12 protein-coding genes and 1 pseudogene are annotated in these 17583 nt (G+C 42.2%); 4 read left to right on the forward strand and 9 right to left on the reverse strand.

All coding sequences use genetic code 11. The features are described 5' to 3' along the window. Positions 1 to 7 precede the first annotated feature (7 nt). Both EHS13_RS35735 and EHS13_RS35740 read left to right on the forward strand, forming a co-directional pair. Positions 8 to 1579, forward strand: coding sequence for an AraC family transcriptional regulator (locus EHS13_RS35735; protein WP_155705066.1), 1572 nt, complete (start codon positions 8 to 10; stop codon positions 1577 to 1579). 58 nt (positions 1580 to 1637) lie between these two features. Then, positions 1638 to 2633, forward strand: coding sequence for a serine hydrolase domain-containing protein (locus EHS13_RS35740; RefSeq protein ID WP_227013721.1), 996 nt, complete (start codon positions 1638 to 1640; stop codon positions 2631 to 2633). 126 nt (positions 2634 to 2759) lie between these two features. Here EHS13_RS35740 and EHS13_RS35745 read toward each other — a convergent pair whose 3' ends face one another. The 3 genes from EHS13_RS35745 to EHS13_RS35755 all read right to left on the reverse strand — a co-directional run bounded on the left by EHS13_RS35745 (position 2760) and on the right by EHS13_RS35755 (position 6305). Then, positions 2760 to 4694 (reverse strand): stalk domain-containing protein, encoded by a 1935-nt coding sequence (locus EHS13_RS35745; RefSeq protein WP_155705070.1) that lies wholly within the window; start codon positions 4692 to 4694, stop codon positions 2760 to 2762. Between the two features lie 427 nt (positions 4695 to 5121). After that, on the reverse strand, positions 5122 to 5586 hold the full coding sequence (locus EHS13_RS35750; RefSeq protein WP_155705071.1) for a DUF8821 family protein: 465 nt from the start codon (positions 5584 to 5586) through the stop codon (positions 5122 to 5124). A gap of 23 nt (positions 5587 to 5609) precedes the next feature. Beyond that, entirely contained in the window at positions 5610 to 6305 is a 696-nt protein-coding gene (locus tag EHS13_RS35755; RefSeq protein WP_155705073.1) for an SGNH/GDSL hydrolase family protein, read from the reverse strand. Positions 6306 to 6540: 235 nt separating this feature from the next. On the opposite strand from EHS13_RS35755, the gene EHS13_RS35760 reads away from it, so the two are divergent. Next, positions 6541 to 7056 carry a Crp/Fnr family transcriptional regulator gene (locus EHS13_RS35760; RefSeq protein WP_155705074.1) on the forward strand — a complete coding sequence of 172 codons (516 nt, stop codon included), beginning with the start codon at positions 6541 to 6543 and terminating at the stop codon, positions 7054 to 7056. Between the two features lie 8 nt (positions 7057 to 7064). Here EHS13_RS35760 and hmpA read toward each other — a convergent pair whose 3' ends face one another. From hmpA to EHS13_RS35785, 5 genes are all read right to left on the reverse strand, one after another. After that, positions 7065 to 8318 (reverse strand): NO-inducible flavohemoprotein, encoded by a 1254-nt coding sequence (gene hmpA, locus EHS13_RS35765; RefSeq protein ID WP_155705076.1) that lies wholly within the window; start codon positions 8316 to 8318, stop codon positions 7065 to 7067. A gap of 265 nt (positions 8319 to 8583) precedes the next feature. Next, on the reverse strand, positions 8584 to 13842 hold the full coding sequence (locus tag EHS13_RS35770; RefSeq protein ID WP_155705078.1) for an immunoglobulin-like domain-containing protein: 5259 nt from the start codon (positions 13840 to 13842) through the stop codon (positions 8584 to 8586). A 467-nt stretch (positions 13843 to 14309) separates the two neighbouring features. Beyond that, positions 14310 to 14771, reverse strand: a complete 462-nt coding sequence (locus EHS13_RS35775) for a DUF8821 family protein (RefSeq protein ID WP_155705080.1) — start codon at positions 14769 to 14771, stop codon at positions 14310 to 14312. A 23-nt stretch (positions 14772 to 14794) separates the two neighbouring features. Continuing rightward, positions 14795 to 15274, reverse strand: a complete 480-nt coding sequence (locus EHS13_RS35780) for a GyrI-like domain-containing protein (protein WP_155705081.1) — start codon at positions 15272 to 15274, stop codon at positions 14795 to 14797. 94 nt (positions 15275 to 15368) lie between these two features. Then, complete coding sequence (locus EHS13_RS35785) at positions 15369 to 15848, reverse strand: GyrI-like domain-containing protein (protein ID WP_155705083.1); 480 nt, start codon at positions 15846 to 15848, stop codon at positions 15369 to 15371. Positions 15849 to 15902: 54 nt separating this feature from the next. Here EHS13_RS35785 and EHS13_RS35790 point away from each other — a divergent pair. Then, positions 15903 to 16514: pseudogene (locus EHS13_RS35790) on the forward strand (helix-turn-helix transcriptional regulator); the annotation flags it as partial. Between the two features lie 134 nt (positions 16515 to 16648). Here the strand turns inward: EHS13_RS35790 and EHS13_RS35795 are convergent. Next, the gene (locus tag EHS13_RS35795; protein ID WP_155705084.1) at positions 16649 to 17293 is read right to left on the reverse strand and encodes a DNA alkylation repair protein; all 645 of its coding nucleotides are present in this window, start codon (positions 17291 to 17293) and stop codon (positions 16649 to 16651) included. Positions 17294 to 17583: the final 290 nt, after the last annotated feature.

Consider the following 17583-nt stretch of genomic DNA (forward strand, 5'->3'; position numbering starts at 1 on the left):
ATAAGCAATGGATACTAGCTATGCTCTGAAGGATATTCAAATCCGCCATAATCTGCCTGATCGCCATACGGAAAAATGGATGACTCGCGCAGATAGCTTTATGCTGTTTATTGCGGAGCATGGTGAGGCGAATTTACGGATAGAAGCTAGAAAGTATCCTTTATTAGCAGGAAAATGTTATCTTGTGCTACCCCAAATGGTGGCGGAATTGGAATGCAGATCGGAAGGAAATCTTTATTGCCATCTTCTTACTTTTGAAAAAATCCAAACAGGCGCTCCTGCAATTGCAGACAGGGACAAAGAGATCGGCGATCGTTTGTTTTCTTGTAAAGGCGAGCTGGATATTCAGCCTTTCTCTAAGATGCTGGTACAGCTCAAAACCCTCTACGATTGCTGGAACCCGTTATATATCGCGGATAAGACACACTGTCAAACGGCATTTCAGCAGTTTCTTGACTTTATGGTGGATAGCTATCCCTCCGAGGGCAGGAGCAGTGAGCTTCGCCAAGCTGTGGAACACAGCCTAGATCAGCTTCATCAAAATTATGATAAGCAGCTAAGCGTCGAACAGCTTGCAAAGGAAGCCATGATGAGTGTCAGGCATTATTCCAGGCTGTTCAAGAAAATGACGGGCGAAAGCCCAAGTGATTATCTAGCCGACCTGCGGATTAAGCGAGCCAAGCTGCTGCTGCTTCTCACCTCGGATTCGCAGGATACCATTGCTAATCATTCCGGATTTCCAGATAAATTCTATTTTAACAGGCGTTTCAAACAGCGTACGGGGATGACGCCTGGCACCTACGTTCGGCATTTTCAGCAAGCCTCGCCTCGGGTGGTTTCGCTCGAATATAGCGGTGAACTGCTCGCGCTGGGTGTAAAGCCCGTTGGGGTAATTAATTGGAGTATGCCGCTTTTTGCAGACAGGCTGGATAGCTCAACAAGTCTGATTGATGCCGAGTCCAATCTGGAGGCAATTGCAGCACTTAATCCGGACATCATTCTGGCAGGGAATTATAACAGACCCGGTTTTTTGGAGGATTTATCCCGAATTGCTCCGACATTGCAGATTGATTGGAAGCAATCCATATTTGAACATCTGCATATTGTTGCCGAACTGATGGGGAAAGAGCAGCAGGAGAAGTTATGGATCAACCGCTATCAAATACGCAAAGACACCATCAGACAGACACTAAGCACTTATCTATCCACAACTGAAACGGCAACTGTGCTCAAATTGGGAGCTCACAAAGACATTTGGCTGTACGCACCTGTCTGGTTTACAACTATATATGATGTCCTTGGGTTTAAGCCCCCACAGGAAATTGAATCACTAGCCCGGCATAATCCTCATTTTGCCATAACCATTCCCTTGTCGGAGCTTTTACGGTATATAGGTGACCGGGTATTCATAATTGCTTCCGACGAAACCGATCCGGCATGGATTCAGCAAATTCGTGAGCAGATTGCACTAGGCAAGCGTGGGCAGGTGCATATGCTGCACCATTTATGGGGATATCCCGATGCAACGTCACTCGAATGGCAGCTTGCAGCCGCAAGCGAACTATTGATACGTCCGTGAAACTTAGGAGGAGAGAAAGCTGAACAAACAGGAACGCATTCATTCTATTGCACTGGCTTTGCATGAACAAGGAGCTTTTAACGGTTGTTTGTTAGTTGCGGAAGAGGGTATTCCAATCTACAAAGGAGCATTCGGCTTTGCGGATAAAGAACAAGGAAGACTTTTAACGGAACAGTCCATCTTTGATCTGGCATCCGTATCAAAAGCTTTTACGGCAGCGGCCGCCATGCTGCTGCAGGAACAAGGCAAGCTAAAGCTAGATGACCGGCTGGAGAGCTTATTCCCGGATTTTCCCTACACGGGTATGGAGGTCTCTCATCTGCTTCATCATACGTCTGGCCTACCGGATTATATGGATTTGTTCGAGCTCTATTGGGACAAACAGCAAATCGCAGTGAACTCCGATGTGCTGAATATGTTGAAAATCCATCAACCGGCCGTTCACTTCGAAGTGAATGACCGCTATGAATACAGCAATACCGGTTATGTCCTACTGGCATTGCTCATAGAAAATGTGTCCGGAATGTCCTTTGCCGAATTCCTGTCTCTGTATATTTTTCAACCGATCGGTATGAAGGATACCACTTTGTTCAATAGAAGATATTCAAAAACGACTCTTGATAACTATGCATACGCCTATTTATTCGATTCTGCAAAAGAAAGCTATGTGCTGCCAGATTTTATACAGCAGCATGATTATGTGATTTACCTGGATGGCATACAAGGCGACGGTACTGTTAATTCAACCCTCGATGATATGCTGTTGTGGGATCAGGCGCTTTATTCGGATCAATGGCTGAATCGGGAAACACTTGCCAAGCTGTTCAAGGGTTCCTCGACCAATAGCGGCGAATATGTTCCCTATGGCTATGGGTGGTGTCTAGAGTTTGCGGATCAGAAGGAAGGGCAAATCTATCACGATGGTGGCTGGGCAGGTTATACTTCCATGTTTACCAGATATACGGCACGCAATAGAACCCTGCTCATCTTAGCTAACTTTCACAACGATCTGTCTGCTCTGCACAAGCAAATTGAGGCGATTTTACTAGAGTAGTTTGCGAGCATTTACTAGTTTTACGAATTTCTACTCCGCTGACAGATAAGTTCGTCGAGAAAAAAGGAAAAAGGACAATCCTATGAGGGTTGTCCTTTTTGTCATTTATTGAATTAATTGTTTATTCTACGTAATCGTATATTTAACAATGCCATTTACAAAGCCAACTGTTTCCTCACTAGTGTAATACCATATTTCGATTGTTTTGCCATTTGACGACAGCACACTCTTATTATAAGGTACCCCCCAAGACATCGTTACCTGATCCTTATTCATGCCAATTGCTACTTCCTCCGCTTTAACCAACTTCCAGGTTGCGGTGGACCAAGCATATTTCTTATACGGATCATATTTTAATAAAGAAGCACCATCTTCAAAAAGCTCGGTTACGTTAAAGGCGGTCATCGATTCACTGCTCACCTTTTTACCTGCAGCCGATTTGAAAATTACCGTGAAGCTCCCACTGTTATCCGGTTGAATATCCGTTACGGTAACCTTGGAGAAACGATCCCACTGCTGATAGTAATTAATCCAATAGCTTTTACCAATATACTTGATTAAAGTACCTTGTCCTGCCTTTTTGACTAAAGCAGCCGTTTCTGCTGATACGATAGTCATATGTGCGGTTCCAAAAGAAATATCGGCTTGCTTTAGTTTATCATTCCACAGCACCTTAGCACCAAATACATCTGTCAGGATCGAAGCCGGCATATAAATGTCGGTTTTGTCCGCTAATGGAGCGGATTTTAATACCTTATTCTCACCATTCAGCAAAGCGTTTAAGCTTCCCGCTTTGAGAGTTAGCTTAGTATTGCCAACTACTATATCCACTCCTCCATCCTTAGTTGCTACAGTGCCACCTAAAGCTTGGACTATTGGTTTGACTTGAACGAAAACGACATCCTTTACTTTCTTGGCATACTTGAGATTAGAACGCGAGCTTGAAGAGATAGTTACGCTTTTCGAAACACCACCAGTGGTTGCTGTAACCTGGGTTTGACCGACACCTATTACTTTAAACGCTCCGTTAGGCAGGAGCTTTAATAAGTTAGGTTTATCAACCGTTACATTATCTACAGACGCTGGAACATTGATTTTCCCATTATTAGAATAGGTTGCACTTATTCCAATATGCACAGTATCTCCTACAAGCGGATTGACGTCTGATGTAGTGAGCGACAGTGACTTTACGATGGGTGCATCAAACGGTGTCAAATCTCCTGCACTATAGGACTCCCAACTCCCATCGTTTTTCTTAGCATAGAATTGATCGATACTTTTAACTAAAGCTAATTGAATTACTTGATCTAATCCAGGTAATTGGTTATCCAGTTTAAACTGGCCATTGCTATGACCCGTTGTCCACACAGATCCGTCTTTACGCGCAATCAGCAGATCACCTGCATCAGGAGTTAAGGCAATATCCACAGCATCTTCGGTAATCTTGGAAGGGACAATACGTCCCTTATCATCGAAATTTGAATCTGAGTAAATCACGACAGCCCCAGAGTTGAACAGCACGGCAACTCTTCCTAAATGCACCTCCATTGCTTTTATAGAAGATACATCTGAGATGATTCCAAGTGTCGTTTCAAGATTATAGCTCTTAACCTTCAGTTCTCCATTTTGCTTTAAATAAGCAAAGCTTTTATCTTGATCTGAGGCAATCCAAGCGATTCCTTGAAGCTTGTCCATTCTTGGATTTGTCGACACTACCGTTCCGTCTGTTTTTAACCAATAAGGGTAAGCTACTTGTTTGACTCCTGTTTGCCCTTCTATAATCTTCAGTTCTCCCAATACCCAGGAAACTAAATCACCACTTCGGGTTGTGCCAATACCGTCTACCTCATTACCACTAATCGAAGCTATATTCCCCGTCATTTGAATGCTGTCCGTACCGTAGAACATGGACCACATGGTTCCGTCATTCATTAGCAGCGTATTCTTCCCTATCAAATCGACAATCTGTGCCTTTCCTTCCGCAGCAACAATCCCACTCTTCAATCCGATACAACCTAGCAGTAAAGCAAAAAACGCTATAATATGTACTAACTTCCTCATTCTTTACATTCCCCATTCTTGCCGAATTTTGTCAAATTGCCATTTAATTACGATAGCATATTTACCAATTAATTCCTACCATTATAATTACTCCTTGCACTCGTCTTAGCAACATTTAATATCTAATTGCTATTTACTGGGATTTGATTTACAGCAGTTTGAGCGTCCACCCATTGAGTTTGTTCAGCGTCTTTTCGCCAATATTATTAAGTGGAGAGAGTTAAATAAAGGCGGGCATTTTGTGGCTCTTGAAGAACCACAGCTTGTTTCCGAAATGATCCATGATTTTTTTAGCGAGTTAAAATAAGCTGCGTTATTATGACAAAAACCTGTTGAGTTCCAGACCCAACAGGTTTTTGTTTTTACTTTGAAGGTTGTCCTTTTTATTTGCAATATCCCTGTCCGTTTATTAGCGCTCTAGCTTATTTTAATATTGTCCTTTAATTACAAAATAAGAACCTCGAATTGTTCCAGCTAGTTTAGATTTCTGTCTAGCAAACTTAAACTTTTCTGCTAACTCCTTTGGAATCTCCATCCCTTCAGAAAGCTTAAATCCAACGGCCCGCTTCTTAGGGTCATCAACCGTATACATCACATTGATGCTAAGACCATCCTCATAAAAGACGTAGGTAAATTGGATATTCTCCACTTGAAAACGCGATGTTTCTAAAGGTTTGGCCGCAAACTCAATATTACGTTCTTCTTTCAAAATGCGGTTCACATAATCAAGGCTCTCCTGACTTTCGCTAGCTGGTACAACCGTAAATTCATGATTGTATTTGTTCATAAAGTAACGGGCTTCATTAGCACGTAAACCAGCAAGCGCTTCTACTACAGGTGAAGACTCTAAACCTACTGCAGACACATTTTTAAAATCAACGATATACGACATTTCCATCCATTCCTTTTCTTTTTTTATTTTTTTTTTACCAGAGCAAGCATTTTCTCATAAAGTGGATCAAATTCGTTGGCTATATCATCAGGTATTGCAATGGAAGAAAGCCCGAAAGTACGAGAAATCACTTGTGCCATGACTAAATTCCCCAAATAATTTACATGTAACCAGTCTCTCATTAATTTCTGATACTCATCAGGTTCTGAACGATAAAATGGTTCAAAGAAAGCATACTGATCAATTAAGGGAATCCCGAGTTCTTGTGATAATTCTCTATTTACTTGCATATAAGCTTCAAATAAAGCATGAAATTTATCATTACCCTGATGATAAACCGGACAATAATAGGTTTGCAGCACAGGAATAGCTTGATACTGCTGGATCAAGGAGCAAATTTCCTTTAAACGTTCCTTATATTCTTTTATAGGCATCTCTTGATTAGCATCATTACCTCCAATGGTAACAATGACTAGTGCTGGCTGATGTGGCTTTACATCACGCTCTATTCGATCGAGTAAGTTAATCGTCGATTCTCCGCCAATACCTAGATTAGTCACAGTGACATGATTTCCAATCTCTTGTCTTAGATTAATATAAAACCAATCCACCCAATTGTGTCTCCCGTTATTAGCAAAAGACAGCTCTGTATTACTTGAACCAAACGTACAGATACGAAAAGCTCTGTCTGTTTGCACTTTCCATTGATCTAATAACATGTACCATCCGCCCCCTATGAAAATAATAAATCGACTAGATTACTTCATACTACAATTTCACTTGGATATTTGCTACCAAATTATAGTTTAGATATCAACTGTCTTCGCAGCGTTTAGTATGTATCGGCAAGTTTTTAGTTAAACTATCCTGACTGGTATAATGCTTATAAATTAATAAAAAAGCGAAATGCCTGAACGTGCCAGCCTTCGCTTTTCTACACTATGGAGGATGTACATGATATTACACAAAGGTGAGACCTTATTTCGGCAAGGAGAGTCTGGACCGCTTTATCACCTACGCAGCGGTTTATTAAAAATTCTTCGAACCCATCAAGATGGATCGCAGATTTTAGTCAATATTATTGTGCCCGATGAAATCATACCTCATCATTCTTTAATAAGCCCCAATCCTTATTACGGGACAGCCTTGGCCCTCGTTACCTGCGAGATCGATATCCTGTCGGAAGTGGAATGGTATTCGGAGCTAGAACTAAACCTGGAACGATATCAATCCATCGCCTTACAGCTGCAAGACAAATTACGAATGATGCTGCAACGTGTCGACCAACTAACCGAAGTCTCACCTGTAGAGAAACTTCGGAAACTTCAATCCTGGTTCCATTCTTACATCACACCTGCCACTATAACGGATGTGTTGACACAGGACGAAATTGGCCAATTCATTGGTCTTCGTCGCGAGACAATTAATCGACTGCTTCGCAGCCAATCAGAAATGGAGGAGCATACCTAAACTTCTCATTACGAGATAGGTACCTCTAGCTCAGAGCCTTGGGCATCTTCCAAACTGCCAGATGGCCCGAAAAATTCATAATGAATATCATTGGCATTAATTTTCCATTTCTTCAAGAGGCTGTTCACAGTTCTCATAAATGGCACGGGACCGCAGAAGTAGAAGCTCGCTTCCTTAGTTGAAATTACTTGCTGAAGCCAAGGCAAGTCGATAATGCCTTCTTTATCATAAGCATTCATCTCTCTATCTAGATTCGTTGGCTTACCATAACACCAATAGGCAGATATTTGCGGAGAACAACTAGCAAGTTCCTCTACTTCTTGTTTTAGGGCATGAACACTCCCATTCTGAGCGGCATGAATAAATGTGATAGCTCGGTTCGGATTGGTTTCTGCCAGAGTTTTAAGCATACTGACTAGCGGTGTTAATCCAACCCCGCCACTAATGAAGACGATCGGTCGAGAGTCATGCTCATCCAGAGTGAATTCACCGGAAGGTACCGATAGCCAGAGTATATGCTCCTGATCAATATGCTTGTGTAAGTACGCCGATACCTTCCCAGTTGGCTTATCCAGGATCGCGTCTTCTCGCTTGACGGAAATTCTGTAATAAGGTTTACCCGGAGTATCAGACAAACTATATTGACGTATATGCGTATTTGATTCGCCCGGTATTTCTAACTTCACACTGATATACTGTCCTGGTTTAAACGAAGCAATTGCTTCCCTATCCTGCGGTACCAGATAAAATGATGTAATCACGTCGCTCTCTTTAACCTTCTTATCTACTCGAAATGCTCTAAAGCCTGCCCATCCACCTTTTTGCTTCTCCGACTGTTGATACAGTTCGGCTTCCACTCCAATAAAGGCATTGGCTATTACACCGTAAGCCTCCGCCCATGCCTGCATGATTTCCTCCGTAGCCATGTCACCAAGAACATCCTTGATAGCAGCAAGAAGATTTTCTCCAACTATGGGATAATGCTCCGCTCTAATACCGAGACTACGGTGCTTGTGTGCAATCTGTTTCACTACCGGTAAGATCATCTCCAGCTTATCAATATGCAGTGCTGCTGCATAAACAGCATTGGCAAGAGCAGTCTGTTGTTTTCCTTTACTCTGATTCGCATGATTAAATATATTCAGTAGCTCCGGATGATTCGTAAAAAGTAATTGATAGAATCGTGTCGTGATATCCGTTCCGTGTTTTTCCAACACTGGAACTGTTGATTTAATGATTCTTATTGTTTCACTGCTAAGCATGGAATCTCCTCACTTTCATTGACTGGGTATGAAGCCAAGTATACATGAGATACAACCTTGTATTGTGTGATTACAATCACATCAATTAGCAACAATCTGTGAAGAAGAGAATACAGTTTCATTGGCGACTGGAGGGTTGATGTAACGTAAAAAGAGCAAAGCCAAGCTTTGTTTCAGCTTGAATCTTTGCTCTTTCCTAACGTTTATTTTGCGAATGTTTTGCAATCCTATTGGTGTTTATGGAACAATACTCATTTTATTAACCTTAACCCAAAGAATCTAACAATGTTTTTACTTCTGGATTCAAGTTTAACGCATTGAGAATCAATTGTAGAGCCTCAGCACGTGTCGACTTAGCCTTAGGCTCTAACTTGTTATCTCCTCTACCGCTGATTAACCCAGCTTTGGAAGCTTCAATTAAAGCATCCTTGGCATAAGAACTGCCAATATCTGTGAAGGTTTCATCCATATCAGTTACAGACTCTACAGCTGATAAGTTAACAATACGGGAGATAATGACAATCATTTCTTCGCGCGATATTGTACGATCAGGTCTAAATGTACCGTCACCATAACCACTTAATACCCCGGCAGCAGTTAGCTTTTCGATAGCATCTTTAGCCCAATGATCACCGATATCTCCCATATTAGGAATAGACGTACCACCTGCTATATCAAATACTTTAGAAAGAATAGTTGCAAATTCAGCACGCGTGATATCTGCATCTGGTTTAATTGTCTTATCTCCATACCCCTGAAGAATACCTAATTTAAGGAATACGTCGATTGTCTTTTCTGCCCAATGTCCTTTTGTATCTGTAGGAACTACTATAGGAACATCATTTTTCAAAGCTTCAGTAACTTTAGTTTCAATACTCTTAACTGTGTTCCCAGTACTTACTGCTGTATTAATAAATACATCCACTTTAGGAGTAGCAGTAGGTGTTGGTGCAACAGTTGGAGTAGATATAGGTGAAGGAGTTGCTGTTGGAGCTGGAGTTGCAGTCGGTACATTTGTTGGTTGTGTATAAGGTGTCACAACAACTGTTCGAGTTTTCTCTACGGCATTGTTACCTGCCGAATCACTCACGTTGTAGTGGAATGTATACTTCCCAGCTACCGCTGTGTTCAACACGCTTCCCGAGTTAACATCATTGCTAATCGTCACCACAATATGGCTCGTTCGATCTCCATCGATATTATCCAATGCCGTTGCACCCGCATCCGTATAGCTAGCTCCATGGGTCAGGTTTACTGTTGCATTTCCTATCAATGTTATGATCGGTAGAGTGATATCCTGTGTAGCTACTACTACACTTCGAGTTACTTCTACGGCTGCATTTCCTGCCGTATCACTCACGTTGTAGTGGTACGTATACGTCCCTGCTACCGCTGTGTTCAGCACACTTCCCGCATTAACATCGTTACTTATCGTTACCACGATATGGCTCGTTCGATCTCCATCGATATTATCCAATGCCGTTGCACCCGCATCCATATAACTGGCTCCATGGGTCAGGTTTACTGTTGCATTTCCTATCAATGTTATGATCGGTAGAGTGATATCCTGTGTAGCTACTACTACATTTCGAGTTACTTCTACGGCCGCATTGCCTGCTGTATCACTCACATTGTAGTGGTACGTATACTTCCCGGCTACCGCTGTGTTCAGCACGCTTCCCGAGTTAACATCGTTACTAATCGTTACCACGATATGACTCGTTCGATCTCCATCGATATTATCCAATGCCGTTGCACCCGCATCTGTATAGGTGGCTCCATGGATCAGGTTTACATTCGCATTTCCTACTAATGTAATGATCGGCAGAGTGATATCTTTTACAGCTACTACTACACTTCGAGTTACTTCTACGGCCGCATTGCCTGCCGTATCACTCACATTATAGTGGTACGTATACTTCCCGGCTACCGCTGTGTTCAACACGCTTCCCGAGTTAACATCGTTACTAATCGTTACCACGATATGACTCGTTCGATCTCCATCGATATTATCCAATGCCGTTGCACCCGCATCTGTATAGGTGGCTCCATGGATCAGGTTTACATTCGCATTTCCAACTAATGTAATGATCGGCAGAGTGATATCTTTTACAGCTACTACTACACTTCGAGTTACTTCTACTGCCGCATTTCCTGCCGTATCACTCACGTTGTAGTGGTACGTATACGTCCCGGCTACCGCTGTGTTCAGCACACTTCCCGCATTAACATCGTTACTTATCGTTACCACGATATGGCTCGTTCGATCTCCATCGATATTATCTAAAGCCGTTGCACCCGCATCTGTATAGGTAGCTCCATGGATCAGGTTTACTGTTGCATTTCCTATCAATGTAATGACTGGAAGGTTGATATCTTGTACGGCTACCACTACACTTCTAGTTACTTCTACAGCCTCGTTGCCTGCCGTATCACTCACGTTGTAGTGGAACGTATACGTCCCAGCTACCGCTGTGTTCAGTACACTTCCCCCATAAACATCGTTGCTAACTGTTACCACAATATGGTTCGTTCGATCTCCATCGATATTATCCAATGCCGTTGCACCTGCATCCATATAGCTGGCTCCATAGGTCAGGTTTACTGTTGCATTTCCTATCAATGTAATGACTGGAAGAGTGATATCTTGTACAGCTACTACTACACTTCGAGTTACTTCTACAGCCTCATTGCCTGCCGTATCACTCACGTTGTAGTGGAACGTATACGTCCCAGCTACCGCTGTGTTCAGTACACTTCCCCCATAAACATCGTTGCTAACTGTTACCACAATATGGCTCGTTCGATCTCCATCGATATTATCCAATGCTGTTGCACCTGCATCCATATAGCTGGCTCCATAGGTCAGGTTTACTGTTGCATTTCCTATCAATGTAATGACTGGCAATGTAGTATCCTGTATTGCTACTACTACACTTCGAGTTACTTCTACGGCGGCATTGCCTGCCGTATCATTCACATTGTAGTGGTACGTATACGTCCCGGCTACCGCTGTGTTCAGTACACTTCCCCCATAAACTTCATTGCTGACCGTCACCACGATTTGGCTCGTTCGATCCCCATCGATATTATCCAATGCTGTTGCACCTGCATCCGTGTAGCTGGCTCCATAGGTCAGGTTTACTGTTGCGTTTCCTATCAATGTAATGACTGGAAGAGTGATATCTTGTACAGCTACTACTACACTTCGAGTTACTTCTACAGCCTCATTGCCTGCCGTATCACTCACGTTGTAGTGGAACGTATACGTCCCAGCTACCGCTGTGTTCAGTACACTTCCCCCATAAACATCGTTGCTAACTGTTACCACAATATGGTTTGTTCGATCCCCATCGATATTATCTAAAGCCGTTGCACCCGCATCCGTGTAGCTGGCTCCATAGGTCAGGTTTACTGTTGCATTTCCTATCAATGTAATGACTGGCAATGTAGTATCCTGTATTGCTACTACTACACTTCGAGTTACTTCTACGGCGGCATTGCCTGCCGTATCATTCACATTGTAGTGGTACGTATACGTCCCGGCTACCGCTGTGTTCAGTACACTTCCCCCATAAACATCATTGCTAACTGTTACCACAATATGGCTCGTTCGATCTCCATCGATATTATCCAATGCCGTTGCACCTGCATCCATATAACTAGCTCCATAGGTCAGGTTTACTGTTGCGTTTCCTATCAATGTAATGACTGGTGGTGTTATGTCTGGTGGTGCATTCACTGTTAAAGTATACGTAATCTTCGTTATTCTATCCTCGGCAGTAACAATGAGCTTCTGTCCTGTTGCTAAAGCTGCTGTTGCTAAGGTTGTTCCGTCTGCATCATATATATCAAACGTTGCATTCACTGCAGGCGTGATCGCTGTCCTCAATGCAGTTAGCGTTGTTAAATATGGAATGTCCATGATCGTTTCATTCGCTGTTACTCCCGTACTTACTGTTCCAATTGTCGATGTCAACGTTGCAGTAGAACTTAGTGCTTCAGTTAACGGAAATACCGCTGTTATCACACCTGCATTAACTGAATTCGTTGCGGTAACTCCGGCTATAGTAAAGTAGTTAGCCGGCACTCCGGTTAAGGTATATCCTGCCTTCGGAGTCAGAGTGATCGTCGCCGTGTATGCTGTATTTGCTGCAAACGTTGCATCCTCGGGGGACCAAGCAATCGCTGCGGTATATTGTGCTGTGGAGGCAATCGATGCTACGGGTGTTCCTCCTTTTACCGGCGCAGTTACTCCCACTACAGCGGCTGTAGCTATGATTATAGCTTGAGTTGCAGGGAATACCACTGTGATAACACCTGAATCCGCTGCATTCGTAGAGTTGGCTCCAACAACAGTAAAGTAATTTGCCGTTATACCAGCTAATGTATATCCGGTTTTCGGGGTCAGAGTGATCGTCGCCGTATAGGCTGTATTTCCAGCAAAGGTTGCATCCGCTGGGGACCAAACAATCGCCGCAGTATAAGCCGAGGTTGCAGCAATTGATGCTGTTGGCGCTGCACCCGCTACCGGTACAGCTACTCCTGCTATGACTGAGGTTGGCAATGCATCTAAAAAGGGATATCCGCTATTAACCGCAGAATCCATCCCCCAAACCACGGAAAAATTCCAGCCTGCATTGGTATAAGTTGTCAGCAACTTCATGCTTGCAGTTACATAACCCACACCTTTTCCTGTATCCGATTGTTTTGTTGTAGTTTTGTCATAGAAGCTGTTAGTGATTGTTCCTGTATTAGACCCGATCAAACCGCCTGCACTGGAGCCTGTTATTTTCCCGGTAGCGTAGCTCTTATTAATAGTAAGCGCGTTGGTTCCGACCAAACCCCCAACTTGGCTTGTCCCGCTTACAGTTCCTGTGGCATAGGTGCTGCTGATTGCTTCTTGGCTATATCCTGCCAAACCACCTACGCCAGTTCCCCCAGTCACATTTACTTTGGAGTACGAGGTTCTGATATACATTAGATTTAGTCCGACCAATCCACCAGTGTTATTTACACCGCGCAAAGTTCCGGTAGCGGAGCTGTTGCTGATAGTCCCTTGATTTTGCCCTACCAAGCCGCCTGTATTATTTTTACCAACCACATTAATACTTACAAGATTTATGTTCTTAAGTTCTCCATATGCAATCGCTGTAAAGAGACCCACATTATCAGTTCCCGATCGATTGATTTTAAGATTCGTGATTTTAAAACCATTACCATCCAAGTTACCTCCAAAAAAAGAATCTCCAAGATCACCTATTGGCACCCAGTTAGTATAGATGCTCAAATCAATATCTGCTGTCTGCCTGAAATAAATGCCCCCACCTGTATGATTCCTGAGCTCATTGAGCTGGACAGCTGTGGCTACTCGGTATGGGTCTCCTATTGTACCCGTTCCACCTGCAAAAGCTACCTCTGCATAGGCTTTGTCAACTCTGATAAACAGTCCGTTCAATCCACCTAACACCATCAATATTATTAAGAGGATGGAAATTCCTCTTTTATAACTAACACGCATCATAATTCCTCCTCAAAATCTATCTAACTCATCGCTTAAGCAAGCATGTCTCAACCAGTTCATTTTATAATAAATGAATTACTCTAAACTAGATGCAGAAGGTCACTAGAAATGAGGATAAAAGCTCTTATTCGACATTAATAGTGAATTTATATGACTAAAGTCATGTTTATATAAAATTAAAAAATAGCAACTTGACCAACCCCGATGAGGTTTACAAGCTTGATCTGTACAGTCTGTCCGGCGCTCTGTTCATCATTCTACAATTAATACTTTCATTAGTTATATCGTTATGGTCAGAAAGCTTCTTTTGATTTTCAATCTATATTTACACTGCTTACTATAAAACTAATTTTCAATAGCAAAGAGAAACTCCCCACAATAAACTGTGAGGAGTTTCTCTGGTTTCAAAATCATGAATATAAATAAAACAAACCGATCGAAGTTCAATTCCACGATCAAGTCTTACTTTAATATTGTCCTTTAATTACAAAGAACGAGCCCCGAATTGTTCCAGCTAGTTTAGACTTCTGCCTAGCAAACTTAAACTTACCTTCCAACTCCTTTGGTACCTCCATCCCCTCAGAAAGCTTAAAACCAACGGCCCGCTTCTTAGGGTCATCAACCGTATACATGACATTGATCCCAAGACCATCCTCATAAAAGATGTAGGTAAATTGAATATTTTCCACTTGAAAACGCGAAGTTTCTAAAGGTTTGGCCGCAAACGCAATATCACGTTCTTTCAAAATGCGGTTCACATAATCAAGGTTCTCCTGACTTTCGCTAGCGGGTACAACCGTAAATTCATGTTTGTATTTGTTCATAAAGTAACGGGCTTCATTAGCACGTAAACCAGTAAGCGCTTCTGCTACAGGTGAAGACCCTAAACCTACCGTAGATACATTTTTGAAATCAACGATATAGGACATTCTCATCCCTCCAATGATCTAGTTTATTTCCTAATAACAGGAATCCATACTTCACCATAGACTAGACCGTCTCGCTGCCCCATCTCAACCGTTGCATTGGGTCCGCCAACATAAGCAAAAATTTGGGCTTCTGGCAAGACTTGACCAAAGGCAATGCCGGTAAGCTTATTGCTCATCTCTTCCGCCGTATTCCCTTCGCCTTTAACGACTAGGTATTGCCCCTTCGGGAATTGAATAACTCTATGTTCTTGCGGTACCGATGCTTCTGTCATGACACCAGTATAATACATCATCTTTTGATTTACAGCTTCGCTCACGGCAAATATGTAGTCATTCGTGGCAATGGCCTTTAAAGCGTCAAGCCTTCCATCCTGTTCCACTGCCCGCCAAAAGTTTTCCTTCTCCTTGTTCATGCCGCCATAATCTGTGTAATCGCTCTTCAGCTCCGTGCCAATACCTAGAACGATAAAACTGTCTTTTTCCTCAAGAGTATACACTGCCATGATCAACACTCCTTTTTTTGAAATGGATTAAATGATTTGTTTTTTCACTTGATAAGTTTTTACTAATTATAAATTATGTCGAATTATATCTCGTTTACTTCTTAACAACAGGAATCCACATTTCCCCATATACGAAACCGTCTCGTTGCCCCATCTCAACCGTTGCATTGGGTCCGCCAACATAGGCGAAATTCTCGGCTTCCGGCAAGACTTGTCCAAAGGCAATGCCGGTAAGCTTACTACTCAACTCATCAGCCGTCTTCCCTTCGCCTTTAATGACGAGGTATTGTCCCTTGGGGAATTGGATTACACTGTGTTCTTCCGGTACCGATGCTTCTGTTATGACGCCAGCATAATACATCCTCTTGTGATTCACCAATTCGTTCACGGCAAAAATGTAGTCAATCGTGGCAATGACCTTTAAGGCATCAAGCCTTCCATCCTGCTCCACTGCCCGCCAAAAGTTTTCCTTCTCCTTGTTCATTCCGGCATAATCTGTGTAATCGCTCTTTAGCTCCGTTCCAATACCTAGAATGATAAAGCTGTCTTTTTCCTCAAGGGTATACGCTGCCATGATCAACACTCCTTTTTTTAAATGAATCAAATGATTTGTTTTTTCACTTGATACGTTCTGTTAAATCAAATATTGCTGTTCGAAGGAACCAACCCCCACAATCCCGACCTTCTTGAACTGTCAGATCTGCCCCATCCTATGTTGGAACAACTCATCCAGATCTTTCTTATGGACAGCTATTTAGTGGTTTCCGTCGAAGAAGGAAAGGAAATAAAGTCTTATCCCATTTACCTACTGCATCTATATCGTGAAAAAAGCTTATGGCAAATTGAAGGCTTTGACTTAGAGGAGGAAAAGAGGCGGATAATTCCTGTCGACAATCTCACTGATGTCAAACTATACCCTGAGAAAAAAAGAATAAGCAAGAAGAAGATTGTCGAACAACTAAGCAAGGATGAAGAAGCCATCAACCTAGTCCTCGGACTCGGTCCAAAGGCGATTGCCCAGTTCAAAAAATACCACCCATTAAATATTTCCATTTCATACACGAATCCTTATCAAACTACTGCTGTTCTAAAAACTTTCATTAATGTTCATCATGCGGAGGATTTAGCTGAAATAACAAATTGGCTGCTTTTCCTAGGTGGAGACATCAAGGTTATGGAGGTGCCGAAAGAGGTTTTGGAGGGTTTTCTGGAAAGAATGGATGTTTTAGCGAACAGTTGAAAGCCAGAATAAACCTCTTATACTGCTGTCGGAACAGGAGGTTGGCGGGAATAAAAAATTGCCCTCCACGCAAAAAGGATCTGGAAGCTTACTTTCAGATCCTTTTTCCATATTGATGAATTTTTCAGGGGTAACTAATTATTATTTCTTTTGTTAACTTCAATCGCAATGAACTCCGGCAAATAATTGGGAGTACAGCCCTTTGATACCATTTCATCTTTATAAAGACCCGTTTTCTCACCAAGTTTAATACAACGTGCTCGATACTTTTGATCATAGACGCCTATCCAGCCTGCGGTGAAATTCATAGCCCATTGAACTTCCGGTTCTTCCTGCGTAATATTAGCTTCAATTGCAGATAGTAAATCTGCGGTGTTATCAGGCGGTGTTTGTCCAGTCCATCTCAATCGCCCTTTATAATACCAGAAGGCTCGCCTTTGAAGAGCAGAAGGACTCTTTTCCCATAACTCCATCAATGCAATTTTCTTCTTGTCTTTGGTGAGCTGATTAGCCATTAACCAATCCATTAAGTTATTTCGCTCAACAAATGTGTGAATCTGCATATCCTTATCAAGCTTACTTAGCACATCTTGTGAAAGAAGGTTTTTGTCCATAATTAAGATTGCTAATAGTCTGGGCAAAAACTCTTCGGTTGACCAAAGTTCCATAGCTAGTTCGTGATCTTTTTTATTGTCCTTCGCGATTTTTCGTAAGTCGCCTAGCATAGTTTTACTATTGATTTGTCGTAGAATGTTTTCTGCTTTTGAAGAGCGTTTCATTTGACACAACTCCTTTATTAAAGCACTGTTTCATAATATGTCCTTGGCGCGATATATCAATAACTTAATTTCGTTATAAGTCTTATTGCATACAATTGTACCATAACAATTGTAAAAGGAGTGATTCATTTCGCCTTTACTTACGGTACGGTTCAATGGATTTTACGGTCATATTTGTTGCATATGTATACGATATGATATGAACTTAGAATTAAAGCTACACAGTTTGAGAAGGGACAACGTTGTTGTTCCTTCTTCATTTTGATTACATTCATTAAGAGATGAAGTCA

Source organism: Paenibacillus psychroresistens (assembly GCF_009728935.1).
GTDB lineage: Bacteria > Bacillota > Bacilli > Paenibacillales > NBRC-103111 > Paenibacillus_AC > Paenibacillus_AC psychroresistens.

What these genes read in the sequence shown, in the direction of transcription:
- EHS13_RS35735 (WP_155705066.1), top strand. Translation starts at nt 8, where the DNA reads ATGGATACTAGCTATGCTCTGAAGGATATTCAAATCCGCCATAATCTG.
- EHS13_RS35745 (WP_155705070.1), bottom strand. Translation starts at nt 4,694, where the DNA reads ATGAGGAAGTTAGTACATATTATAGCGTTTTTTGCTTTACTGCTAGGT.
- EHS13_RS35750 (WP_155705071.1), bottom strand. Translation starts at nt 5,586, where the DNA reads ATGTCGTATATCGTTGATTTTAAAAATGTGTCTGCAGTAGGTTTAGAG.
- EHS13_RS35755 (WP_155705073.1), bottom strand. Translation starts at nt 6,305, where the DNA reads ATGTTATTAGATCAATGGAAAGTGCAAACAGACAGAGCTTTTCGTATC.
- EHS13_RS35760 (WP_155705074.1), top strand. Translation starts at nt 6,541, where the DNA reads ATGATATTACACAAAGGTGAGACCTTATTTCGGCAAGGAGAGTCTGGA.
- hmpA (WP_155705076.1), bottom strand. Translation starts at nt 8,318, where the DNA reads ATGCTTAGCAGTGAAACAATAAGAATCATTAAATCAACAGTTCCAGTG.
- EHS13_RS35770 (WP_155705078.1), bottom strand. Translation starts at nt 13,842, where the DNA reads ATGATGCGTGTTAGTTATAAAAGAGGAATTTCCATCCTCTTAATAATA.
- EHS13_RS35775 (WP_155705080.1), bottom strand. Translation starts at nt 14,771, where the DNA reads ATGTCCTATATCGTTGATTTCAAAAATGTATCTACGGTAGGTTTAGGG.
- EHS13_RS35780 (WP_155705081.1), bottom strand. Translation starts at nt 15,274, where the DNA reads ATGGCAGTGTATACTCTTGAGGAAAAAGACAGTTTTATCGTTCTAGGT.
- EHS13_RS35785 (WP_155705083.1), bottom strand. Translation starts at nt 15,848, where the DNA reads ATGGCAGCGTATACCCTTGAGGAAAAAGACAGCTTTATCATTCTAGGT.
- EHS13_RS35795 (WP_155705084.1), bottom strand. Translation starts at nt 17,293, where the DNA reads ATGAAACGCTCTTCAAAAGCAGAAAACATTCTACGACAAATCAATAGT.